Annotated in this window: 17 protein-coding genes and 1 pseudogene; 8 read left to right on the forward strand and 10 right to left on the reverse strand. The window is 54.3% G+C overall.

The annotated features are described in order from the left end of the window. Window positions 1-92: 92 nt before the first annotated feature. Window positions 93-275 (forward strand): annotated as a pseudogene (locus ACZA91_RS02890) (hypothetical protein); the annotation flags it as partial. A gap of 419 nt (window positions 276-694) precedes the next feature. On the opposite strand, the gene ACZA91_RS02895 reads toward ACZA91_RS02890, so the two are convergent. From ACZA91_RS02895 to rpaB, 4 genes are all read right to left on the reverse strand, one after another. Beyond that, entirely contained in the window at window positions 695-2,956 is a 2,262-nt protein-coding gene (locus ACZA91_RS02895; RefSeq protein WP_463184583.1) for a glycoside hydrolase, read from the reverse strand. A gap of 354 nt (window positions 2,957-3,310) precedes the next feature. Continuing rightward, on the reverse strand, window positions 3,311-3,967 hold the full coding sequence (locus ACZA91_RS02900) for a DUF3386 domain-containing protein (RefSeq protein WP_099533399.1): 657 nt from the start codon (window positions 3,965-3,967) through the stop codon (window positions 3,311-3,313). Window positions 3,968-4,337: 370 nt separating this feature from the next. Beyond that, entirely contained in the window at window positions 4,338-5,711 is a 1,374-nt protein-coding gene (gene gor / locus ACZA91_RS02905) for a glutathione-disulfide reductase (RefSeq protein ID WP_463184585.1), read from the reverse strand. Window positions 5,712-6,011: 300 nt separating this feature from the next. Beyond that, complete coding sequence (rpaB, locus tag ACZA91_RS02910) at window positions 6,012-6,785, reverse strand: response regulator transcription factor RpaB (protein WP_099533402.1); 774 nt, start codon at window positions 6,783-6,785, stop codon at window positions 6,012-6,014. Between the two features lie 729 nt (window positions 6,786-7,514). Here rpaB and ACZA91_RS02915 point away from each other — a divergent pair. Then, window positions 7,515-7,865, forward strand: coding sequence for a histidine triad nucleotide-binding protein (locus tag ACZA91_RS02915; protein WP_190525925.1), 351 nt, complete (start codon window positions 7,515-7,517; stop codon window positions 7,863-7,865). A 75-nt stretch (window positions 7,866-7,940) separates the two neighbouring features. Here the strand turns inward: ACZA91_RS02915 and gloA are convergent, their stop codons facing one another. From gloA to recG, 4 genes are all read right to left on the reverse strand, one after another. Then, entirely contained in the window at window positions 7,941-8,369 is a 429-nt protein-coding gene (gloA, locus tag ACZA91_RS02920; RefSeq protein ID WP_099533404.1) for a lactoylglutathione lyase, read from the reverse strand. Window positions 8,370-8,678: 309 nt separating this feature from the next. Continuing rightward, window positions 8,679-10,712 carry a LysM peptidoglycan-binding domain-containing M23 family metallopeptidase gene (locus ACZA91_RS02925; protein ID WP_463184588.1) on the reverse strand — a complete coding sequence of 678 codons (2,034 nt, stop codon included), beginning with the start codon at window positions 10,710-10,712 and terminating at the stop codon, window positions 8,679-8,681. A 997-nt stretch (window positions 10,713-11,709) separates the two neighbouring features. Continuing rightward, window positions 11,710-12,174 carry a tRNA (cytidine(34)-2'-O)-methyltransferase gene (locus ACZA91_RS02930; RefSeq protein ID WP_099533406.1) on the reverse strand — a complete coding sequence of 155 codons (465 nt, stop codon included), beginning with the start codon at window positions 12,172-12,174 and terminating at the stop codon, window positions 11,710-11,712. Between the two features lie 564 nt (window positions 12,175-12,738). Then, entirely contained in the window at window positions 12,739-15,222 is a 2,484-nt protein-coding gene (gene recG, locus ACZA91_RS02935; RefSeq protein ID WP_463184590.1) for an ATP-dependent DNA helicase RecG, read from the reverse strand. A gap of 419 nt (window positions 15,223-15,641) precedes the next feature. On the opposite strand from recG, the gene ACZA91_RS02940 reads away from it, so the two are divergent. The 4 genes from ACZA91_RS02940 to ACZA91_RS02955 all read left to right on the forward strand — a co-directional run bounded on the left by ACZA91_RS02940 (window position 15,642) and on the right by ACZA91_RS02955 (window position 20,360). Then, complete coding sequence (locus ACZA91_RS02940) at window positions 15,642-16,739, forward strand: aromatic ring-hydroxylating dioxygenase subunit alpha (protein WP_463184592.1); 1,098 nt, start codon at window positions 15,642-15,644, stop codon at window positions 16,737-16,739. Window positions 16,740-16,980: 241 nt separating this feature from the next. Further along, complete coding sequence (locus ACZA91_RS02945; RefSeq protein WP_099533410.1) at window positions 16,981-17,907, forward strand: LysR family transcriptional regulator; 927 nt, start codon at window positions 16,981-16,983, stop codon at window positions 17,905-17,907. A 134-nt stretch (window positions 17,908-18,041) separates the two neighbouring features. Beyond that, the gene (locus ACZA91_RS02950) at window positions 18,042-18,434 is read left to right on the forward strand and encodes a hypothetical protein (protein WP_463184593.1); all 393 of its coding nucleotides are present in this window, start codon (window positions 18,042-18,044) and stop codon (window positions 18,432-18,434) included. A 744-nt stretch (window positions 18,435-19,178) separates the two neighbouring features. Then, window positions 19,179-20,360: a PEP-CTERM sorting domain-containing protein gene (locus ACZA91_RS02955; RefSeq protein WP_463184595.1), complete on the forward strand. Its 1,182-nt coding sequence runs from the start codon at window positions 19,179-19,181 to the stop codon at window positions 20,358-20,360. A gap of 397 nt (window positions 20,361-20,757) precedes the next feature. Here the strand turns inward: ACZA91_RS02955 and ACZA91_RS02960 are convergent, their stop codons facing one another. Together ACZA91_RS02960 and ACZA91_RS02965 are read right to left on the reverse strand one after the other, a co-directional pair. Next, window positions 20,758-21,153, reverse strand: coding sequence for a PIN domain-containing protein (locus ACZA91_RS02960; protein WP_463184596.1), 396 nt, complete (start codon window positions 21,151-21,153; stop codon window positions 20,758-20,760). Window positions 21,154-21,710: 557 nt separating this feature from the next. Beyond that, a complete protein-coding gene (locus tag ACZA91_RS02965; RefSeq protein WP_463184597.1) occupies window positions 21,711-22,265 on the reverse strand; it encodes a DUF6714 family protein in 555 nt (184 codons plus the stop codon). A gap of 221 nt (window positions 22,266-22,486) precedes the next feature. On the opposite strand from ACZA91_RS02965, the gene ACZA91_RS02970 reads away from it, so the two are divergent. After that, window positions 22,487-23,104, forward strand: coding sequence for a Uma2 family endonuclease (locus ACZA91_RS02970; protein WP_463184599.1), 618 nt, complete (start codon window positions 22,487-22,489; stop codon window positions 23,102-23,104). Window positions 23,105-23,428: 324 nt separating this feature from the next. Then, window positions 23,429-24,358, forward strand: a complete 930-nt coding sequence (locus ACZA91_RS02975) for a PEP-CTERM sorting domain-containing protein (protein WP_463184600.1) — start codon at window positions 23,429-23,431, stop codon at window positions 24,356-24,358. Window positions 24,359-24,479: the final 121 nt, after the last annotated feature.

Here is a 24,479-nt window from a genome sequence, read left to right on the forward strand (position 1 = left end):
ACCTTAGGAAACGATAAATTGCTGGCAGATTGTCAAGATTTCCTTTACAATACGTAAAAACACACTCATAAATCTTGATCTGCACTCTGTCCATGGTTGTCGTTCTGCTGCTGGCGATCGCCCTAGTAGCTTGGTCATTGCACCTGATGCAACAGGCCCTCAGCAACAAGGAGTTTTCGCTGATGCTGGCCGGAACCCTCGTTGCTTCAGCAGCGGCAGCCCTGGTGGTGGTCTACTTCCTGGGCAACAGTTCGCTGCGCTACTTGCTCTCGGTCGATCGCAATGCCTATGCCACCTATAACGTGCCCGTCACCGCTAGCGATCCTCTAGCCGGGATGCGCCAATCCGCCATCCTCGCCGATTGGGATCGGTTGGTGGAGCCTCTGCAATAGCAGGATGGTTCTGCCGGTTCCCTGTTTTTTCGCACCCAAAGTGATTGATCATCCAAGACTGATCATCCAAGACTGATCATCAAAACTGACCCGCAATTCAGTTGCAGTCAAACAAACGAAATCGGCTAGACCTGAGGCAATACAACCGGTCTAGCCGATTTTGTTTTGTTTTTTGGGTTTCGAGTTTTTTGGGTTTTGTTTTTTTGGGCTTTGCACTTCCCGAGGTGGAGCTTCAGTGGAACTTCAGTCCCGTTGTTTGAGGATTTGGGGCGCTGACCAGGCGATCGCCCCAGGTACTATTCCTAAGGCACGCCCATTTGAATTAAGTCCTCGCCGGGTAACACTTCGCTAAATTCACCCCGATGGGCCACAAACAGGGCTAGGCGCAGCCCCCAATCAGGCTCCACGGGCAAGTCATCCCAAGGAACCGCCAACTCCAAGCAGCTATCCACGGCGAAGCGGGCGCGGCTGGGTCGGGCCCGCCAGGTGTTAAATTCCGCCGCTTCCGAGAACCAGAGGGTTTTGGTGGGCAACTTCAGGCCAATGTGATGCCGGTAATGATAGTTGGCCGGGGCCAAATCGGGCAATTGCTCCAGGGGCACGGGACTGTTGTGGGCGGGGCGATCGGGATAGAACCAGCACAGGTGAATTTCATCGGGCTGTTTGCCGGTTTGGAAATCTAGCCGGACATAGAAGTGATGGTGATCCACTCCGTACCAAATGGTTTGGATCGGGCTGGATTGGTGCATCGTGCCCCGGGAACCACCCACCGCAATTCGGCCCGCTTGGTTCCAGTCTTGATCGTCGCCACAACCGTCAATGATTGGGTGAATGAAGTTTTGGGGAGTGCGATCGCCCGTGGCTTCATGGACTTCCACCGGCTCCAACAATTCCGGGGGAATGGGTTCGTTCAGGGCTTGGTAAATGGCGCACAGGTGCTCCCGAAACAGGCGATCGAAAATGGCATCTTGATTCGACGAGTGGCCAAACCCAAACCACCAAAACCAATCGGAACCCTCCGCCGCATAAAGCGCTTCCCAAGCGGCCGGATTGGTGGTTTCGGTGGCTTCCGGGTGGCGAGCCAGGGTTTCGCGGGCCGCCGTCAGCAAATCCCAGGCGCGGTTTTTGGCCGGGTCGCCAATCCAGGTGGAAAAGGAGCCATCCACCCAAGAGCCACTGTGCAGGCGATCGACCGGCAGGGTTTCGCGGAGTGGGAATCGATCGAGATAATCGCCCACGGTTACCAGCTCAATTTCAGGATGCTGGCTGAGGCGGCTATAGAGCGCATCCAAGAACGGCAGCCCGTCGCGATCGTAATATTCCCAGCAGTTTTCCCCATCCAGGGCAATGGTCACCAACCAAGGCTGCTCTAGGCTGGTGCGATCGTCCCCTTGGCGTTGTTTCAGTTGCCGAGTAATCGCTTCCAAATGGCCAATCAAGTCTTGGGCAGCGTTTTGGGGTTCCATGCCCGCATAGCTAAAGCCAATCAGATCCGAAAGGCGGTGGTCACGGAAGACGATCGCCAAATCTCCTTGATCCGTGGCTAGGCGATAGGGCTGGTAAAGATACTGTGGCTCTAGAACGTTGCCAGATCCATCGCGGTGGAAGAAATGCTCGATCGTCCAGCCCAACACCGCCTCATCGGAAATTAACCATTGGAAACCGGCCGCCGCCACATCGGGCAACATTGCCGGACTCACGGACTGCTCCGAAGGCCACAGCCCCCGAGGCAAGCAGCCAAACCGCTCTTGGTACATGGTTTTGGCCCGTTCCAGATGCCGGGGAATATCTTCCGCCCACTGGAACCGGCTCGCGGGCAGTTGCATTTGGGGAATGGCCACCCGGCCCGCGTCCGTGTCGGCCAGCAGGGGCAAAATGGGATGGGTGTAGGGCGTGGTGGTCACTTCCAACTGGCCCGACTCCTGCATCGATCGGTGTTTGGGAATAATTCGCGCCAAAATTTCCCGCTGCTTGGCCCAAATTTCCTGGCGATCGGTGAGCGAAAAATCCTTGCCCCGTTCTAACCAACGGGCAATTTCTGGATCATCCCAAAACAGCGGATCAATCCAAGCCAGGTTATGCCAAGCCAACAGATCCCCAAAATCCTCGGGTTTCCAATGGTCTAAACACCAAGGAATTCCCAAATCATTGCGTTGTTCAAACAATTGGCAATAGCGAGGATGGGGATCCACCAAAGTGCGGTGGTTGCCATCAAAAAAATGCTCCAGCACAAAGCGCTTTTGTGTCGGTTGCAGTTGTTCAGCAGGGGTGAGCGCCAAGGCCAAGTAGGGGTCGATCGCCCGGCCCGCCACATAATCCTCAATTTGCAAAATCAAAGAAGGAACCAAGTTCACGGTTTGACGCAACCGGGGGAACCGTTCCAACATCAAAATCAAATCGAGATAGTCCTTGGTGCCATGCAACCGCACCCAAGGCAGTCGATATTGCGCTTCTTCCGACTGTTGGGGCACGTCTGCCAAGGCTGTTTCGGCCAGGTTGCCACGGCTTTTGTAGAGGGGCTGATGTTGATGCCAAACAAAGGCAACGTGCAGCGGGTAAGGCATAGGGGGCGATCGAACCAATCTTTCTCCCATTCTAGGCGCGAGGTCAATTCCCGGAGCAATGGCTGAGGGCCCTTGTGATTCATCCTTGATGTGATTCACGCTTGATGTTGTTCACAATGTTATGCACAACAAAACGCGGGCGGAAAAATTCCACCCGCGCCATGAACTAATGATTGGTCAATGGTTATTCGATCATTAGCAAATGAACAACTCGTAATTAGCCAGTGATTAGCAAGCAATCGGAAAATCGCTAGTCATTTACTGGTCACTAACTAGCAATCAACTGATCATCAACTAGACAATCACTAGCAACCGACATCGACAAGGGATAGCCAAGAGAAAGTTTGATCCGGTTTATCCTTGCAATTTCAAGTTGGAGAACGTCATGGTTGTGACGATTTCTTGGTCTCCTTCCTTGACTCGAATGGCTTGAGAACTCATCAAAACGTAATTGCCCACCCGTTCGTGGGTGTCTTCATAGCGCACCTGCTTCACCAGTTGGTTTTCCGGCAGCTTATAGAAGTTGGCATCGGTCAAGGTGGGCAAATAGCCTTCACCGGTATCCATCGTTGCTTGGGTGTCAATGATGAATTTCATGGGGCCCACGGGACGCTCCACATGGCAAATTTCCCGATCGCGCACTTTGTAGCTGGATCCCATGGATTTCCCAGAAACCAACACCTCCACCGCGCCCGTTTCGTCAGTGGCTCCCAAGGTAAATTCGTTTTGGCCGTGGGCTTTGTCAAAGCTGCTGCGCTGACGATGGGTGACAATATCGCGCAGTTGATGTTCCAACGTTTTCAACACTTCGGGATGATCAATGCCGGTGACGCTGACGCTGAAATCAGCCGCGATCGCCACGGATCCCCGATAGCTTTCTTCCCCTTGGCATAGTTCCACATCGGCGGTGTAACCCGGAAAGTTAGCATCCCAGGTATAGCGATTTTCGTAGGCGGCCCGAAACAAATCCCGAGCGTTGGTTTCTTGGGCGCGATCTTGAGCGAGGGTCATAGCGATCCAGAGTTAGGGTGTTTGGAAGGTGATGATCGGGAACCGATCGGGAAAACCAACCCCAAATCAATTACCGAATCATTGATCAGTCGCCAATGAGTTGCTAACCGATCGATGATGAATTGATCGTGGGTTGATCATGATTGCGTTGATCGTGATCTTGATCATGAATGAATTGCAAACCAATTGCAAATTAACTGCAAATTAATTGGCCATAAGCTGCTGATTGTTCATGAATGAATCAAGCACAATCAACCCATGGATGAATTGATCATCGACACATCGCACATCAATCATGAGTTGCGCATGAGTTAATGATCCATTAATCAATGATCCATTAATCAAGAATGGGTCGATCGCTCTGGGCAATCTATCGCAAAGTCACGAACTCTTCAGCGGTGGAAGGATGAATGGCCATGGTGCGATCGAAGTCGGCCTTCGTTGCCCCCATCACCACAGGAATAGCCATGCCTTGGATAATTTCCGCCGCATCTTTGCCCACCATATGCACGCCTAAAATACGCTCGTCTTCACCTTCTACCACCAGTTTGACCAACACCTTTTCGGTGCAATCGGTCAGGCTGTAGATCATTGGGCGGAAGCGGGCACGGTAGATTTTCACCCGATCGCCATAGACGGCCCGGGCTTCTTCTTCGGTCATGCCCACGGTGGCGGCTTCCGGTTGCGAAAACACAGCGGAGGGAATGTTGCGATGGCTGATGGTGCGAGGCTGGTGACCAAATACCGTGTCGGCAAAGGCACGCCCTTCCGCGATCGCCACGGGGGTGAGATTGACCCGATCGGTGCAGTCGCCCACGGCGTAGATGTGGGGCTGGTTGGTGCAATGGTCGGCAGTCACGGCGATCGCCCCATTCACCACTTCCACCCCGGCAAGTTCCAGATTCAGCGGCTCAATTTGGGGTTTGGGTTTGCGGCCTGTGGCGCTCAGAATGGCATCGGCCATCAACTCATGGGCCACACCATCGGCGGTTTTGAACTGCATTCGCAGACCGGCATCGGTTTTTTCAATTTGAAGGGTGGCGATATCGGCGTGGGTATGGACAGCAATGCCCCGATCGACCATGGCTTGCTGGATTTGATCCCGAATGTCACTATCAAAGCCGCGCAGAATTCGATCGCCCCGCAACACCTGCGTCACCTCAGAGCCTAAACCCTTGAGGATTCCAGCAAATTCCACACCGATATAGCCCCCGCCTAAGACCACAAACCGTTGGGGCAGCTCCTTCAGCAGGAACATCTCCCGAGAGGTGATCGTATGTTCAATGCCGGGCACATCTGGGCGCACGGCTTCGCCACCCACAGCAATCAGGATGTAGCGGGCGGTCACTTCGCGAGTGCCGCTGGGGCTAATGATTTCAATCCGGTGCTCATCCACAAAGCGCCCCAGACCCGAAATCAGCTCTACGCCCGCTTTTTCCAGAAAACTGATGTGTAGTTTGTTAAGGCGCATCACTTCCGCCTGCACCGCGTTGATCAGCTTAGACCAGTCGTGCTCTGGCTCCACTGCTGACCAACCGTAGCCCGTGGCATCCTCGTACCAGTGGGCAAACTGGGATGCATAGACCATGAGTTTTTTGGGCACGCAACCGCGAATCACGCAAGTGCCGCCCACGAGGTCGCTTTCTGCGATCGCCACTTTTGCGCCATAGCTGGCGGCTCGCTTGGAAGCGGCCAACCCGCCGGAGCCTGCACCAATAACGAAGAGGTCGTAGTCAAATGTCATGATGTTGCCTTCTGATCCAGCCGGAGCGATCGAGCTTGCCCCGCCCTTCGATCGTAGCAACCGACCTCGCAAACGGGCGCACTGGATTGCGATCGAGCTAGCAGCCCAGAAGGAGCAAGGCGATCAAGAAAGGAGATTAAAGAAGGCGATCGAAAAAGGCGATCAAAGCACGATCATGCAAATAGCACGATCATGAAATGCCCTGACCCCGCGCCCTCGGTTGATTAACCATCGATGAGCCATGGGTTGAGCAGATTCTTTTGGGCAGATTCTTTTAGGCAGATCCCTTTGGGCGAATCCCTAAGCCCCGATCGCCTCAGAACTGTCGGTCATCCGAGGAGCCGCATAGCCCGTGCCGCGTACCGTCAAGATAATTTCCGGGTTACGCGGATCGTCTTCCAGTTTTGACCGCAGCCGCGCCACATGCACATCCACCACCCGCATGTCCGCTTGGATCCGAGGGGCATAACCCCAGAGAGTTTGCAGAATTTCGCCCCGGGGCACGGCTTCCCCGTTGCGGCTAAACAGCAATTCCAACAGGCTAAATTCCGTATGGGTCAGACGAATCCGCCGATCGCTGCGATAAACCTGGCGCTTTCGAGTATCGACTCGCAGGGAACCAATTTGAATCGTGCCATTCCCGATCGGGGGCGGCGTGGTTTTGTCCTTCACCCGGCGCAGCACACAGGCAATTCGCGCCTCTAATTCTTTAGGGGAAAAAGGCTTAGCTAAATAATCATCGGCTCCCATTTGTAAGCCAGTGATTCGATCGCCCACATCGCCCAAGGCCGTCAACATAATGATCGGCACATCGGAGTTTTGGCGCAGGGTTTGGCAAACGCCATAGCCGTCAATTTTCGGCATCATCACATCCAACACCACCAGATCGGGATCCTCGCGGTCAAATACCTCGAGGGCCTCCTCTCCATCCGCCGCCGACACGACTTCATACCCCGCCAGCGAAAGGCGCGTAGTCAGGATCATCCGCAACGCCGATTCATCATCGACAATCAGGATTTTGCCGCGCGATCGCCCTGATTCTGTGATCGTCTGCAAGGAATTTTCTGCCAACATTTTTGTTGATTTCATTTAAAAAGCTTGCAGTTATTCATCAACGTTGGCTGCCGATTGGGCTGGTTATTTTGATTCATGAATTGTGTCAGAACAATTCGAGCAAAATCAGCCGATCGCAGCCGATTGATGAACACTTCAGCAATCAACGGAGAAGGGGCTTCGACGGTTGAATGGTGTCATTCAGTCGCCAAAGAAAAATTAAGAAACGTGAATGCACGTCTGTCAAATACGGTGCGGTCTGAACGCAATCGCCCTTCAACCCAATGGATTGACAAGTCACCAGCAACCGACGGTTTAGGGAATGGATCACAACTGATTGAGATCAATTCCGGTTGGTTGCATTGACCAACAATGGGTCAAGGTCTTGATGGGCTAAGGATTCTCGCTCATCTGAATATTACCAGATGTAACGTTTTCGCCGCAAATCTTAAAGAAATCTGAGGATTAACCGCAACGGTTGATTAATTGCCTCCCTTGATCATGATCCATGATCTTGGTTGGTCATCTCGGCTCAGGGCGGCCGCCAGCGCGATCGGCTTTCCGATCCATTCTGAGACGCAGCCCAATTGGGGGGGGCGATCGAACCGTCATCGAACCCACAACAGAGTGCTAGAGTCTACTCGATCGCCCGGCCGGCGAGCGGTTTCCCGCACCAGGGCTGCTCGCACCCCCACGCCTTCATGTTCCCAATTTCTGCATTATTTCTGCGTTCCGAAGGAGCCTATTCCCATGACTGTCGGTGGCGACACCATCTTTGGCAAAATCATCCGCCGCGAAATTCCCGCCGCGATCGTGTATGAAGACGACTTGGCCTTGGCTTTTCGGGATGTGAATCCGCAAGCCCCCGTCCACCTGTTGGTGATTCCTAAAAAGCCGATCGAGAACCTGGCGGCGGCCACGGCGGAAGACCAAGCCCTGTTGGGGCATTTGATGCTTGTGATCCAAAAAGTTGCCCAACAGGAAGGCCTAGATCAGGGCTATCGCGTGGTGGCCAACACCGGCGAAGATGGCGGACAAACGGTTTTTCATCTGCATTTCCATGTGCTGGGTGGGCGATCGCTCGCCTGGCCGCCGGGTTGATGGATTCTTAACCGCCTGCCGCGCGGGGCCCGGGTACTTTCAACGGGCTCCGCACTCCGTCTGCACCACCCACACTTAAGAAGCCGCCGTCGCTAGGGATGGAGATGGGGCAGCATCTTGATTTTTGAGCTGAATGAGTTCCACCTTGTAACCGTCTGGATCCTCCACAAAGGCAATCACCGTCGAGCCATGTTTCATGGGGCCGGGAGCGCGGGTCACTCGCCCGCCCCGCGTCGTGATTTCCTCGCAGGTGGCATAGATATCATCTACCCCCAGAGCAATGTGACCGTAGGCCGTTCCGAGTTCGTAGGACTCCACGCCCCAGTTGTGGGTTAGCTCAATGACGGCCGTTTCCGACTCGTCCCCATAGCCGACAAAGGCCAGCGTGAACTTGCCATCGGGATAATCCTTTTGGCGCAAGAGTTTCATCCCCAACACATTGCAATAGAAATCGAGCGATCGCTGCAAGTCGCCCACCCGCAGCATGGTGTGAAGTAGTCGCATGGTTCTCTCCCGCAAACGGTTCGATCTAACAAAGCCACGAACAAGCAAAGGCACTAGCAAGCAAAGCCACTAGCAAGGTCAGCCTGATGCATGGCCCGTTAGGGACAATGCTTTTCAGTTTAAACTCGAAAACTTCAACCGGTTCCCCAAAAGCACCTCCAGCAAGACTCACCCCGAACACCCAAAGTTAATGCCAACTAAAAATGCCCATAAAAATGCCAACTAAAAAACCCATACCGGATGCAGCGATCGCGTCCAGCACGGGTTTAGTTTAGGGGAACCTAAGCAGGGATTGGAGCGTCAGTTAATCTAACGAGCCGCCCGTAGTCCACCGCTCGGCAAGAAGGCCATCGGGTTCACTGCGCCTTTGCCCGATGGGCGAATTTCAAAATGCAGGTGGGGGCCAGTGCTGCGGCCGGTGCTACCCATTTCTGCAATCAATTGACCTTGGCGGACGGTTTGACCAGCCCTTACCAAAAGACGGCTGTTGTGGGCGTAGCGAGTGAAGCTGCCGTCCGGGTGGCGAATGTCCACCTTGTTGCCGTAGCCACCACTGTCCCAACCGGAAACTGACACCACACCGTCAGCCGCTGCCACAACCGGTGTACCCACAGGGGCTGCAATATCAATGCCTCGGTGCATCCGGCCCCAGCGCCAGCCATAGCCAGAGGTTAGAATGCCTTGGCTCGGCCAGATGTAGCCGCGCATGGCCTGGGGCTGTGCGCCCGGTAGGTAAGCCGAAGGATCCGACAGAGGCGGTAGTTGCGGTGAAACACTGGCATTCAGCAGTGTTTGCACGCGGGGATTACGGGCGTTCAGCGGTTCAGAGGCGGCTGCAATTAGTTGGCTGCGGCGCGGATCCGCTTCCGGCATCGGTTGGCTCAGGGCCAACGGGCGATCGCTCAGGGGCGCAGAGGGCGGCTGCACAGCCACGGTTGCCGCCTGATTGGCCACGGTGCTGGCTTGGCTGGCGGCCACGGCGGTGGCGGCGGCCGGAGCCAACAGACTGATTGCACCGCTGCGGCTCGATTCACCAGTTTGGTTTTGGTAGCGAGCTTGCAGGGCCTGAATTTCAGCTCGCAGACCGTCAATGTAGGGGCTGTAGCGCGGGCTGGCTAGGTCGCTGTTGGCCGTCCCCTGTTGGAGGCGGCTGCTGGCGGTGGGCACATCGGCAGCGCCGGCCAGCGATTGAGCAGTGGCAGCATGGCTCAGAAGATTGACCGCACCACCGCCGGCTTCTTCCGTTGCAACCGTGCGGGCGGCTGCGGCACTCACGGGCACAGCCGGGCGATCGAGGCGCTGCGTGGGAACCGCAACGGCCGTGAGTCGATAGTCAGCGGCGGTGGGGATGCTAACCACCAGGTCATTGACAGTGGGGGTCACCGCATCTGCAGAAGCACGCTCGGCCGTAGTCGCCGGTTGCAGTGCAACGGTTTCTTCGGTGCGATCGGTCGTGGGACGCTCTACTGATTCAGCTGATTCAGTGGTTGGTTGCGGCTCCAGGGCCAGCAGCTCGATCGCCTCGGTGGTCGAACCCAGGAGGTTTCCGGTGTTCGCCGCCAGCGATTGCAGTGCTTGGCTCAGTCGATCGCTCTGAGCCTGCAAGCGATCGATGCTCCGGATAGCAGCAGCATCCGCCAGCAGGTCGATCGTGTTGGGCGAAGAGGGGGCTTCCGCGACGGGAACTTGCGTCACAGCAGGACTGTTGGCGCTAGGCGACTCGGCCGCAGTGGACGAAGCATCAATCACAACCGCCGCTTCAGGGGCAACCGCAGCCACTTCAACCTGGTTTTCCGGGAGGGCTGGGATTCGGCTGCGATCGAGAGTGATTGCTGTGGGCTGGCTGTCGGCTTCGCTTTCGCCGTGGGCCAGGGAGGCGGAAAATTGCTCGGAATTCGCTTCAGCCGTTGTCTGACTCGTTTCGACGGTGGGCGCGCTCAAGGTCGCCGTTTCCACTTCGGCGGTGATTGGCTCGATCGCGCTAACAACGGTGCGTTGGGGAATGCTGCGGGCTGGAATGGTGAGTTGTTGACCAGCGCTCAGGACAGCATCAATCGACAGGTGGTTCGCCGCCGCTAGGGCTTCCGGCGCAACATCGTATTGGCGGGCGATGGTCGCGATCGTGTCGTTGGCTTGAACCGTATGGGTCTTGCTGGTGGCCGCCGCCACGGTTTGGCTACTGAGGGACGGAGCCTGGTTGGGTTCTGCCGCAATCGCGTGGTCGCCTTGGCGGGGCAACAGCAACCCTGTTGCACCCATTGAGATTGCCAACCCTAGCGTCGCGATCGAGGCGCGGGTCTTCCGACTAGTCTCCGTGGGAGCTTGTTGGTACTGTTCGGTCATCGCACGATGTGGATTGTTGGTCATTGGGGCGCTGGCAACTCAGCAGTCAGCAAGCCTTGGGCTGGTAAACCACAGAACTCGCCTCGACTCTGGTCGTGGGTGGGGTGCTCAATCGTTGATTGCCCATTGGACTGCGATTGAATCAGCCTTGCCGTCCCAAGCGCCTTGGATGGCTAGATCACCGCTCAGGTGCGACGCGGCGGCCAGCGATAAGCTCGGTTAGACCGGGGTCTTAATACGAGTTAAGGCTTAGGCAAGACTACCCTGCTTTTGTGGTTTAGGCAAGTTTAACCAGATTGGCAACTGATTTGTGACAGTTTCGGTATTTGTTTTCTTGATGAATATTGGGCCTTTCGGTGATGTTTTGCCGTTCAGGATTGCGCCCTTTATTTGATCATCATTTTTCCAAAGTCCTTGTCTCAAAAGACTTTCAGGCGCTCAAACCATTGACAACGAGTATCGGATTACCTGCCTTTCAAGACTTAGCCGACAGGTCAGGATCACCGTAATCCTACGCTGTGTCTTGGATTGCCTAGTCAAGATTTCCGAGGAGGGAATATGTCGTTTTAGAGCCTGATGAATTAAAAAAAATGTAAAATTCGCTGCAAAATTCGGACGATTCATCGATAGGATTTTCTTATTAATCAGACTCCCGATCGCCCCGACTAAGGCACGAAAGTCCCGCCACGGCGATCGCCCCGAAAAGGTGAAAGGCTGACTAAGCCTGAGCAATCACGGCCCAGCCATGGTTCAGCCGCGATCGACCGGCGATCGGGAGTCAGAAGCCGCCTTAATCGACTTTATTTAGCCCCTGACGGACGATCGCGATCGGCTCCCATCTGCCTGGATGGTCAAATTCAGACAGTTGGCTATCCATGAACCCCGTCAGCACTGGGCAAGATGAGCCAATTCCAGACGATCGCCATCCCGTGACCGTCCTCGCTGCTCATTACCCCTCAACCTCCTCATTACCCAGGGCCTGTACTCGCAACAGGACTTACCCCAACAATCCCAACTGCCGCCGAGCCTCAAACAGCCCGATCGCGGTGCTTGACGATAGATTCAGGCTACGAACACCCGCGCAGTCCATGGGAATACGAGCAATCAGGTCACAAGTTTCCAGCACCGAAGTCGGCAACCCCTCCGTTTCGCTGCCAAACAGCAGCCAATCCGTAGGGGCGTAGGCGATGTGGTGATAAGACGTGCTGCCACCGCTGGAAAATCCAATCAGTCGTCCCCCGATCGGGCGGTGAAATTCGGCAAAGACCGACCAATCGGCGTGATAGCGAAGCTTGACAAACGGCCAGTAGTCCAGTCCAGCCCGTTTGAGGTAGCGATCGGTAATTTCAAAGCCCAAAGGGCCTACCAGGTGCAGTTCCGTACCGGTGGCAGCGCAGGTACGGGCAATATTGCCCGTATTAGGCGGAATTTGCGGATTAACCAACACAATTTGCGGTTGCATACAATTTCTTAGCGACTGAGGAACTGAGACGACGGTATTTCAGGGAAATGCACCCCAAACCGCTCAATTGCGATCGTCAAACGAACCAAGATTTTTCACCCTGATTCGCCTGCCCCGGGAGGCTGACAACTATAGATTTTTTTAATCACTGACCGGGAATCTCAATTGATTATCAAAAATAATTTAAAACTCGTTAATTATCATGATTGCCAATCATTAATCACGATTGAAAAACATAATCAATCGTGAATCGATCGCGATCGCCCCTCAGCAGGCCCCAAAGGAACTTCCCCAGGCAAACAGCGGCCCGACCACCCCTGTGCTGCCCATCCAACCCCGCTTGGATCAGGCCCCCAGTCCACGGCCACGAACGACAACCGGTGATTGCTTCCTGAGCCGGCCCAACAGTTGTGTTCAACAATACATATATATGGATGTGTACAGAGATGCCGACAAACACGCCGCACTGTCCCACTGCGATCCACAGCACCTGGCATGATTCGGTATCGTGAAAGATTGGGCTTTGAGCGGTAGAGCGCATTTGGATCGCCGCCGCCAAGTTGCCTAGGTCAAAATCATACCCCCCAACAGCTTGCGATACCGATAGCCCAGTTCGGCAGCAATTCGAGGATGGTTTGCCAAATCTGGGTCGGTGTTGATCAAATCCTCAGCGGCCGATCGAGCCAAGTTCAACACATCGCGATCGTCCACCAAGCTGGCCAGGGCAAAATCCGGCAACCCCGATTGGCGCATGCCCAACACTTCACCGGGGCCACGAAACCGCATGTCCATCTCTGAAATGAAAAAGCCATCCTGAGATTGGGCCAACACCTCCAGCCGCTGGCTGGCTTCCGGGCTTTTGCTGGTGTTCATCAACAAACAAAAAGACTGGGCCGCCCCCCGCCCCACCCGACCGCGCAACTGGTGTAACTGAGACAAGCCAAAGCGCTCTGCATGTTCAATCACCATCACCGTGGCGTTGGGCACATCCACCCCCACTTCAATCACCGTGGTGGACACCAAAATCTGGGTTTCGTTTTGCCGAAATTGCTCGATCGCCCGGTCTTTATCGGCCGAACTCATGCGCCCATGGAGCAACCCCATCTGAAACTCCGGAAACACGACCTCAGAAAGGTATTGATATTCCTCGATCGCGGATTTCAAATCGAGCTTTTCCGACTCCTCCACCAGCGGCAACACCACATAAACCTGGCGACCTTGGGCAATTTCTCGGCGCATCAGGTCATGGGCCGCCGGGCGATCGCCCGATCGCAGCACCGTGGTTTGAATCGCCTGCCGACCGGGCGGCAACTCGTCAATTTGGCTCACATCCAAATCCCCATGGATCGTCAGCGCCAAGGTGCGCGGAATCGGCGTGGCAGTCATGGTCAACACATGGGGCTGAAATCCCTTTTGTTGCAGCTTGGCCCGCTGTTGCACCCCAAATCGGTGCTGCTCATCAATCACCGCCAGGCCCAAACGGGAAAATTCCACCTTGTCTTGAATCAGGGCATGGGTTCCCACCAACAGGGGCAACTCTCCCGTTTGCAATTGGGCATGGATGGCGCGCCGTTTTTTGGCTCCCGTGGAACCCGTCAGCAACTCCACGGGCAAGTGCAACAGGTTAAACCAACCGACAATTTTTCGGTAATGTTGCTCCGCCAGCACTTCCGTGGGAGCCATCAGGGCCGCTTGGTAGCCCGCTTGGATGGCCGCCAGGATGGTGATCACGGCCACGACGGTTTTTCCGGATCCCACGTCCCCTTGCACCAGACGGTTCATGGGGGTGGGCCGTTGTAAATCTTCCAGAATTTCGCCCACCACGCGCTTTTGGGCCCCGGTCAGTTCAAAGGGCAACACCTGATGAAATTGGTCAATCAGAGGGCCGGTGGTGGCCAAAACCACGCTGGTTTCCTGGCGTTTTTGTTGCGATCGCCGCTGGAGCAATCCCAACTGGAGGTAGAAAAATTCATCGAAAATCAACCGCCGTCGGGCCGCCGCCAACTGATCATCGTCGGCGGGAAAATGCACTTGGGCGATCGCGTCGGCAATTTTGATCAGGTTGTAGCGTTCACGAAAGGTACGGGGCAAGGCTTCCGGCACTTGGCTGGCGGCGGGCAACACGGCCAAGACCGATCGCCGCACCAAATCCGCCGTCACCCCTTCCGTGAGGGCATAGACCGGCACGACCCGCCCCACCGTTAAGGAGGCGATCGTCCCGTCGGCGCTGTCGATCACTTCCAAAGCGGGATTATCGAGCGTAATGCCATATTTATCTTGCTTCACCAGGCCGGACGCGGCCACCAGTGTGCCCGAGGAGTAAAGACTCTGTTGGCTCTTTTGCCAGGCGATCGAACTAAAGCGGGTTCCTGCAAAAAACTTGCTAATTCGCACTTGGCCCGTGCGATCGCGCAGAATCAGTTCAAAAATCGTGAGTTTTGAGTTTTTGGGACTGGTAAAGCAATTACAGCGCTTCACCGTCCCCACAATCGTCACCGTTTCGCCCCCTTCCAAGTCGCGGATATTCACCTGACGGGCGTAATCGATATAGTCGCGAGGGTAATGGCACAGCAAATCCTGCACCGTCAACAGCCCCAACTTGGCCAACCGCCCCCCCGATCGCGTCCCGATCGCCCGTACCTGCGACAGGGGCAGATCCAAAGTCAGCAATCGGGCAATGGTTGCCGGTTGCAGTTGGTTCAAATCCTTCGTTTTTGGGCGCTTGGGCGATCGGGGGGCCGCCTCTGGAGCCGCGGCCTCGGCGATCGCCCCCTCGCAGGCACGCTGCACCTGATGCAAAAACTGCCGCGTGTTCACCACAATCCGCTTGCGTTGGGCCAAGTCCAAATTGGGATATTCCGCAAACTGGGCCGCCGTTTCTCGCCACCGCCGTCGATCGCTCGCAGACAATCCCTGGGGGGGCCGGCCAAACTGCAAACACAAAAATTCACTGAATCGATATTCCCGCCCAGCCAAATCCCCAAAGCCCCGTTCCGCTTCCACGGCCAGGGCCTTTTGCAAACGAATCCAGTCGGGTAGATCAGACAAGGTGAGAGCTAGGGCGAATTAGTTCAAAAACCAACTAACAGCTAATGACCAGCCAACCAACAACAAGCTCGTCAGGCCACGCAAGCCCACAAACAAGCCGCAAACAAGCCACAAACAAGCCTGGGCGATCAGGCAAAAGGCGATCGGGCCCGCCGAGGAATTCGTTGCAGAACTTCACCCAAGGTAGGAATCGACTGCCCACCGGAATCATAGCGATCTTCTGGATTGGCTCCCAAATTCAATCGCAAGGCATGGATTGGGCAGCGGCAACCAACAGCGTCCAGTCTCGCAAATTGGTCTCTGAGCGATGATTTGCTAGCTTTGAAAGCGCCGAGATTTTCCGAATCTCAGTCACGGGCCCCACAGCATATCGTCAGTTCCTGGCCCGTTGCGCTGCCTAGTTCCCTTTTCCTTTGCCTATGTCTCCTGAAACTGCCACCCCCACGACTGCTCAACCAGCCAAGACAGTGCCCCTACGCGCAACCGGCATCGACCCCAACCATTGGTACGTGGTGGCGAGCGATCGGGAAGTCACTCGCCAGCCGCTGGGCGTGGAACTTTGGGGGCGGGCAATTGTGCTTTACCGCGACACCCAAGGGCAAGTGCAAGCCCTAGAGGATTGCTGTCCCCACCGACTGGTGAAGTTGTCGGATGGGCGCTTGGTGGGCGATCGGATCGAGTGTATGTACCACGGTTGGCAGTTCGACAATGCTGGGGCCTGCGTGGATGTGCCCTACCTGGGAGATAACCAAAAGCTGCCCACTTGCCGAATTCGTACCTACCCGGTGCGGGAATTGGATGGGTTCATTTGGTTGTGGCCAGGGAAATTACAACCAGGGCAGGTGTTGCCGGAACCGATGGGACTGCCGGAATGGAGCCATTTAAACTACATCGCTTCCATGACCACGATCGATTGTCAGGGGCATTTTTCTTTTCTGATCGAAAACCTGATGGATATGTACCATGGGCATTTGCATCAGGACTACCAGGCTTGGGCTTCCGCGAAGTTGGAGCAGCTCACCGAATTGCCCGATCGAGTCGATGCTCTCTACGAAGCCCAAAGCTACTACCGAATTGACAAAATTTGGGCGGTGGCGCAACTGTTTATCCCCGCCATGCGCAAACTACACCCGGAACCACTCCGGGTGAGCTATGTCTATCCCCACTGGGCTTCTAGCTTGGGCCAAGAGTTCAAGATTTATTGCCTGTTTTGTCCCGTCAGCGCCACCCACACCCGGGCCTATTTGGTGCATTTCACCTCCCTACACGCCTTCGAGCGACTGCATCAGTTGCCGGTGGCGATCCGCCAGTGGGTGAAAGATCGGATGTTTAATGCGGCGGCCAAGTTGCTGGAAGGGTTGGTGGAGCAGGATGTGTTGATGATTGAGCAGGAGCAACGATCGTTTGAGGCAGATCCTCACCGCAAGGGGCCAGAACTGAATCCCGCGATCGCGGCAGTGCAGCGCCTCATTCGATCACGGGGTCGATCAACAACCACTGGGCTGGCCCATGAATGATTAGGAGCGAGTGGGAGTGATGAGGGGTAATCAGGCGTAATTAACCGTAATTAATCGACCGTTGATTAACCCATCATTCAAAAACAGCATGGGCCGGAGTCGCGCAATGTTCAGGGCGATCGCGCAAGGAAACGGGGAACTATGGCAAAGTTTGCTGGCTTAGGCCGTGATCGGGTCTTGATGTGGATTATTTTCCCAACGTCCCCGATCGCGCCCTTGGGTTCCTTGCTTGCCCCAGCTCATGCGACTCGAACAGTTACAGGCCTTCCTCGCGATCGCGGATACCGGTAGTTTCCAGGCCGCCGCTAAGCGTTGCGGAGTCACCCAATCCACCATCAGCCGCCAACTTCAGAGCCTGGAGTCTACCCTGGGGCTAACCCTGATTCGTCGCAGCACCCCCATCCAACTCACTCTTGCTGGCAACCAACTGTTACCCCACGCCCGCCGAATGGTGCAGGAGTGGGACTTGGCAAATCGGGCGATCGCCAACCTGCGCGAAGGGCAACAACCGGAACTCTGCATCGCCGCCATTCACTCCGTTTGTGCCTACCGACTGCCCGCCATTTTGCAGGACTTTATTCAAACCTATCCCCAAGTGCAGTTACGGGTGACGGCCTTGGGCAGCGATCGATCGCTCAAGGTGTTGCGCGATGGGCTAGTGGATGTGGCCGTGGTCATGAATAACCGGTTTTTGACCAATAACACCGATTGGGTGGTGGATTCCCTTTACAAGGAACCCGTGGTGGCCCTCGTCAGCGCATCCCATCCCCTCGCCAACCATGGGCAAGTGTCCTGGCTGGATCTGGGGGAATATCCTCATGTGGTGTTCAAGGATGGCTACGGAATGCAGCGGTTGGTGCAGGAACAGTTTGCCCGCGAGGGAATTACCCTGCGGGTTGCCTTGGAGTTGAACACCCTCGATGCCTTTCGGGGAGTTGTCCGCCAGGGAAAATGTGTGGCCCTTCTCCCAGAGTCGGCCGTGCTGGAGGCGAAGGAGGATCCAGGTTTGCGAGTGCTACCGCTGGCGGATCCAGCGATCGAGCGAGAAGTGGTGTTGGTGACCACGCGCGATCGACTGCAATTACAACCCATCAGCTATTTCCGACAGTTGGTGCAAGCCACCCTCCATCAACAGGCCTTGCTCCCCAACCGCCCGCTGGCCAAGTGAACAGATGAACCCGTTATCCTCCCTTGATCGACTGGGGACTTGACGGGGACTTGAGCCAAGCAAACACAAGGCGCGATCGCCCCTGCCACCCGTGCTAGCCTACGGGGAACTGCTGTTTTCTGTCCCGATCGCCCTTGGCCGCCATGGTTTTGCACCTTCTTCAGCCTGTTGTGGGCACAGTGCCTTCGGTTCCCAGCGCGATCGGCCTGTGGGCGGTTGTGGGAATTGACGGCCTCCTCTCGATCGGCCTGCTGTGGCTGGCTTGGCAACTGTGGCAACTACGGCGCACCCTCCGGAACACCGCTCAGGGCCTGGAATCCGCCGCCCGCAGCACCCATGCCGTCCTGGGGAATGCGCCGCAAAACATCGCGATCGGCCAGCGCGGCATCTATGGATTTCGCCAAACCTACCGGGCCTTTGAACCAGCCCTCGAAGCGAATCTCCAGAAAATCACCTGGGTGCTCTCCCTAATTCAACAATTCACAAAACTTCAATCTCGGATCAAGCGATCCACACCCAAGCAATAGCCAGTTCATGGTTCATCTGCGAGCCTTCGTCAATCCGAGTTAAATCACCGGGGCGATCAATCCATGTGACCAGCGATGTGACTAAAAATACCCGAGATTGGACATTAACATTATCCAATCACAGGCTCCTCAGTTTCTCTAGAGGTGCTAATTTTGCTGACTCAATGCCGCCAAACCCATTCTGAGACCAGAATTCTCAGTCTTCGCCTTAGCCCCTGCCGGTGACCTCGCAACGCCTGTCGCAAAATCCAGACTCGATCGGCCTTTAAATTACCAAACCGCACAGGATTATCTCTATCGATCGCCTCGTGCCAAATTTGTGCAATTTTGACTTCAATTTATTTAATCCAGTTTTTGATCCCGACAGTTTTTGTTTATAAGTCTTGTGATCTGATTTTTTGATCACCTAAAGTTGTCATAAGCACACATCTACAGAAAGCTACTCCCTCCTGGTAACAATGCCAAGCTAGGTTAATCCATGGACTAATTATTTTTACTAACCAGGTTTCTAGGATTCTGGGTAGAACATGGATTAAGACCGGATGCTTAATGGTATGGGTGTTAACCATCGTTGGGGATCAGAGCCTGAATTGTGCCGTTTTCTCAATCAAGTCTGTAACTCGTTGCTGATGTCGATCCATCCTTGGTGAGCGAAGTCATACTAGCCAATCACTGTGAGCAAGCCTGTCTCAGCTCAAGTCAGCAGCAGTTACACACAAGACAACCCTCAAAACGAGAACCCTCATGCATAAGATCCACCTGAGTTTGGTGTCACTGCTTACAGGAGCAACTGTTTGGACATCACTTGCGCCTATTTCTCTTGCCGGTAGCATGATCACTGGCACTACACCTGGCACACCTGTAACCCCATCTACTGTCAATGTTTTTCTAGAACCAGAAGATCCCTTGACTTTCCGTGTTGAAGTGGAAACTAAAGCCCCATCAGAACTTGATGTCTTTTTGCTTAATGATTTATCTGGTTCTTTTGGCGATGACCTGCCGAATGTTAGGGCATCGGTTCCCGGATTGCTTAGTGGTCTAAGTAGCATCTCTTCCAGCGTGCGTTTTGGATTGGGTTCGTTTGTAGATAAGCCCATTGCTTCCTTTGGAGATGCAGGTTCAGGAGACTATGTTTACAAGACCGATCTAGCCCTTGGCAGCGATGGATCTGCACTACAAACCGCCGTGAACGGTCTAGCCATTCGTAACGGATTCGATGAACCTGAGTCGCAGCTAGAAGCGCTGTTCCAAGTTGCTTTACGGAGCAAATCAGAAATTGGGTTTCGTGACAGTGCTTTCAAAGCTGTGATCTTGCAGACGGATGCGAGCTATCACAAGGCTGGTGATGGCACTAGCGTTGGTTTACTCCCTAACAATGGGGACGCAAATATCGACGCTAACGAGGATTATCCCTTTGTGGAGCAGGTTCGTAAGGCATTGCTTGATTCAGGAATTGTTCCAATTTTTGCCGCTACGACCAACGTAACCTCGATCTATCAGGATCTGGTGAGTCAATTGGGTTTTGGTCAAGTTGTGACTCTGAGTGCAGACAGCTCAAACCTAGTTGATGCCGTCCAAACGGGTATCAAGAACGCACTGAGTGACGTGAAGCTGTTTGTTGAGAGTGACGACTATAACTACGTTCGTCAAATTGCTAGTGATATCTCGGGTGAAAAGACTGGAACAGACCTTGATGTACCCGCTGGAGATCGTGCGAAATTCGACGTTACGTTGCGCGATCTAGCTGCCGACGGTCGTGGTAAAGATGACACACTTTATCTGACTGCCACAGGATATGGTCGGACTACTGTCAACGTCAGTGTTCCATCTGAGTCTGTGTCAGTACCTGAACCGGGCACTATTTTAGGTTTAGGGCTATTTGCTCTAGGTGGTTTAGCCACAACTCGTCGTCAGCAAAAGCAGTAACCTGCGTCTGGATGACACTTGCAAGATACAGGTAGAAGCGCCGCTTATTCCGATGCCCTATTTCCTATTTGCTGTATAGCAATGCGGAGATAGGGCATTCAACATGATGACAGACTATGATCCAGGTTAGTGACCGAACTAGCTGATCGCCCTTAGCCACCATGGTCGTCACCATTCCCCTCAACTAGATTACTCTACGTCCCGGCAGCGGTTCTATGACTGTTTTGTCCAGTTGATGGGGGAGTGATCGCCCTTGCTAGACTAAGGACAAAGACAACATCGCCTCAACCACCATGACATTAACCCGGCTCGATCGCGCCACTGCCCAAACTTCCCACCTGTCCTGGCGCGATCGAGTAGTTCAGTTCAGTACTTTTAAGTCGTTCTGACCCATTGTCTAGCCTTCCCAATCCTCCCAACGCAACCCCTCAACGCGGCAAAACTCACGAACATTATGCGTTACTAAAACCAAATTCCGCGAAAGGGCGATCGCTGCAATCTGGAGGTCGTAGGGGCCAATGGGCTGCCCCTGGCGCTTGAGTTGGGATCGAATCTCGCCACATTTGATCGCCGCAGCGGCATCAAACGGAAAAACAATCAACGGTTCAAAGAATGTATTCAGCAGTGCAACATTCTCCAGAGCGCGGCGACTACTGAATGCGCCGTAGTACAGCTCAAAGCGAACAATTTCGCAAGTGCTGATCTGACTTCTCTCACAACTCAATAGCCGCTGCTGAATCTGAGCATTTCCATTGAGATATTGAATACAAACATTCGTGTCGAGCAGATACATTACCAATTAATCGCATCTCGATGATCAGCAGCCTCTTGACTAGGCCTGATTAAAGGCTCACCTTGCCATTGACCAGCCGTTTTTTGGGCAAACTCAGCCGGCCAACTGGGATGAATGGTTGATAGATGATTGGCTAATCCTGGGGCTGAATCTTCATCATTTAACTGCCCCTGTTGACCAGGCAATAAAGCGCCCAGCAACGATCGCCCCAACGACCACCAAAGCCGCCAGCGATCGCCCCACGATAGGCGCAAGGTTGCTGCCCGTAACTCCGCAAAAGTCATAACCGTAATCCGAGTTTGATAAGGCGATCGTAACACTATGATCGTGACCTATCTTGGGGCGATCGCCCTTGCTAGACTGGAATTCATAGCCGATCGCCCCTAGCCGCCATGGTCGTCACCGTTCCCCTCAATCGGATTACTTTGCGGCCCGGAAGCGGTTCTATGACTGTTTTGTCCAGTTGATGGGGGAGCGATCGCCCGCACCTTGATTGTCGAAACCAAAACGGCCGGGGGTTGGACATAACATGGGCGATCGCTCCTAGCTGACAGCAGCTAGTGGAGGCGATCGGCCAGCGCTTCCCACCGCTCCACCGCCTCCACAAAGGCCATGCCCTCATAACCCAAATCAAAATCCACAACTAACCGCAAAAACTGCGCCACCACGGCCACTTGAGCCAGCGAAAATCCGCGTTTTTGGGCCATCTCGGCCGGCTGCGATCGCTGCAAGCCGTGTGGATAGTCGTGGGTCAGATGATATTCACAGGACGATCGAATCCCCTGCGGATCGGCTACAAAATTTCGCAATGCCAAGGTCATGAAAGCAGGCAAATAAAATAAAAAGCCCTTTTGATCCAGAAATGAAAGTGCAGAAGGACAGTCCAAAATCTTACGTTCAGAAACCTCTGACCAATGCTGTTCTGTATCTAACAATCTGGCGCGTTTCTGTTCTTCAAGTGTGCCGTAGTCATCCAGCACGATCGCTTCGTGAAGCGTAATCCCATCTTCAAGCTGGACATCGCAGAATGCTAGGGATATCGCCTCAATCAAGCGATCGCGCCGCACAGCGAAGTCTTGTTTAGAATTAGAGTCATCGTTATTAATCGCCACAGCCACCCAGTCTGTTCTATTACTAAAGTCAGATTAACAATTAAGGAACAGTTACTCGAAGAAACTAACAATTGCGATGCGAGGGATGCAGAGCTAGTCGATCGCCCCACTCCACAACTGTTAGTATCTCTCCTGTGGTTGCCTTGTCCACTCGATGGGGGAGCGATCGCCCTTGCTAGACTGGGGTTGAGTTCCCTTAGTTTGCAGCGTTGCTCACCCCGATGGTTGCTCTGCCCGATCGCCTCTCCGTTGCTGATTACCTCGCCCTAGAAGCCGTGAGTCCCACCAAGCATGAGTATTGGGATGGCTATCTGGTGGCGACGGCTGGGGCGAGCGATGCCCATGTGGCGATCGTGGGGAATCTGTTTGCGGCACTGTTGGGGCATATTGCGCCACCCTGTCGGCTCTATATGACCGATATGCGCCTGCAAATTGTCCACAAAAATCGCTATTTTTATCCGGATCTGTTGGTGACTTGTGACCCCAGAGATACGGTCATTACGCCTGAAAATAATTACGATAAACAGTTCCCAACCTTAATTGTTGAAGTGCTGTCAGACACCACAGAACTGCACGATCGCGGCAGCAAGTTTTTTGACTATCAGCAAATCGAAAGCCTCCAAGAATATGCCTTGATTAACACCAGTTGCCAACGCGTTGAATGCTTTCGCCGCAGCACGGGGGATGATTGGGTGCTAACCACCTACAGTCCCGATCGCGCCGATCAGTTTCAGTTGAAATCCGTTGATTTCACAGGAACCTTGACACAGCTTTATCGCAATGCGATCGCCCTGCCTAGTCATCCTCCATTGGACACCAGCCCACCCGATCGCCCTTAGTCGCCATCACCGTCACTATCTCCTATGGCGGTTTTGTCCACTCAATGGGGGAGCGATCGCCCTTGCTTGGTCTGCTGGCCCCCGTTCTTGCAACGATTAAAGGCTTTTATTAAAGATTAAATGAAGGATTGTCTGAAAAAAGGCTTTTAGTTGATTGAATTAAAGGTTTTGTGAAAAATAGACTCGAAAACGCCTGATTTGGCGGCTGTTTTTCAGGTTTCAATTGATACATCAAAGCTTATTTATCTCCGGATCTATCGATATAATCAATGCAGGGTGACAGTCATTGAATTGTCTTCATCTTGATATTCCCCCCATAGATCTATGAAGCTTCTTAAAACGGCTCTGAGCTTGACTGCGATTGTCACTTCTTCAGTGGCCACCTGCTTGGCAGTTTCTGCACCAGCCCAAGCCTATCGAATGTTTTTAGGCGAAGATTTAAATTCAAATCCTTGGGTTCCGGCTGCCAATCTCACCAACTCTCAGGCAGCGGAAGCCGCTTTTTTGTCAAATTTGACCGGTGTGGGTACTGAGACCTTTGAAAGTCAAATCACCGGTACTAACAATCTTCTGAATGTGTCATTTCCCGGAGCTGGAACCGCAACACTCTCGGGAAATGGTCGAATTTCAAGCGTGCCCGTGGGCTGGACAAATGGCGTGGGTCGCTATGCCGTTTCCGGGACTCAATTTTGGGAAGTGGACGCTGGGGGGCGCTTCACAATCAATTTCAGTCAGCAGGTAGGAGCTTTTGGGTTTTATGGGGTTGATATTGGTGATTTTGGTGGCCAATTAACCCTGACTTTGGCGGGCGCGTCCACCACAAAACAGGTGACGGTTAATAACACGATCGGCTCGTCGGGCAGTACGGACGGTTCTGTGCTGTTTTTTGGCATTATTGCGGAAACCATGGAGGAGGCTTTCAGTAGCGTTTCCTTCAGCATGTCAACGGGTCAAGGCGATGTTTTTGCCTTTGACAACATGACGGTGGGCGGTCTGTCTCAGGTCAAGACTCCGGAGCCATCCCCTCAGCCCAGTCCTGAGCCAACTCCTGAGCCGACTCCGGAACCCAGTCCTGAACCCACTGTGACTCCGGAACCCGGCCCTAGCCCAACCCCCAGCCCCTCCGCAACGCCTACGCCGCAACCCACACAGCCCACGGATCCGGTGTCAGTGCCAGAACCGGGATCGATCGGGGCGTTGTTGGTGGTGGGGGCGATGGGAGTCCTGGGGCTGCGTCGTCGCCGCACTGACTAGGCTGATTAATAGGCACACCGAAGCTGTGCCACGGGATCACTGATCGGGGAGATCGCAGGAAATCTAAAGAAGCACCTGCAAGAGATCGAGAGGAATCGGAGACAATGCCAAGCTGGAAAGA

The sequence above is a fragment of the Limnothrix sp. CMB-01 genome, from assembly GCF_055193175.1.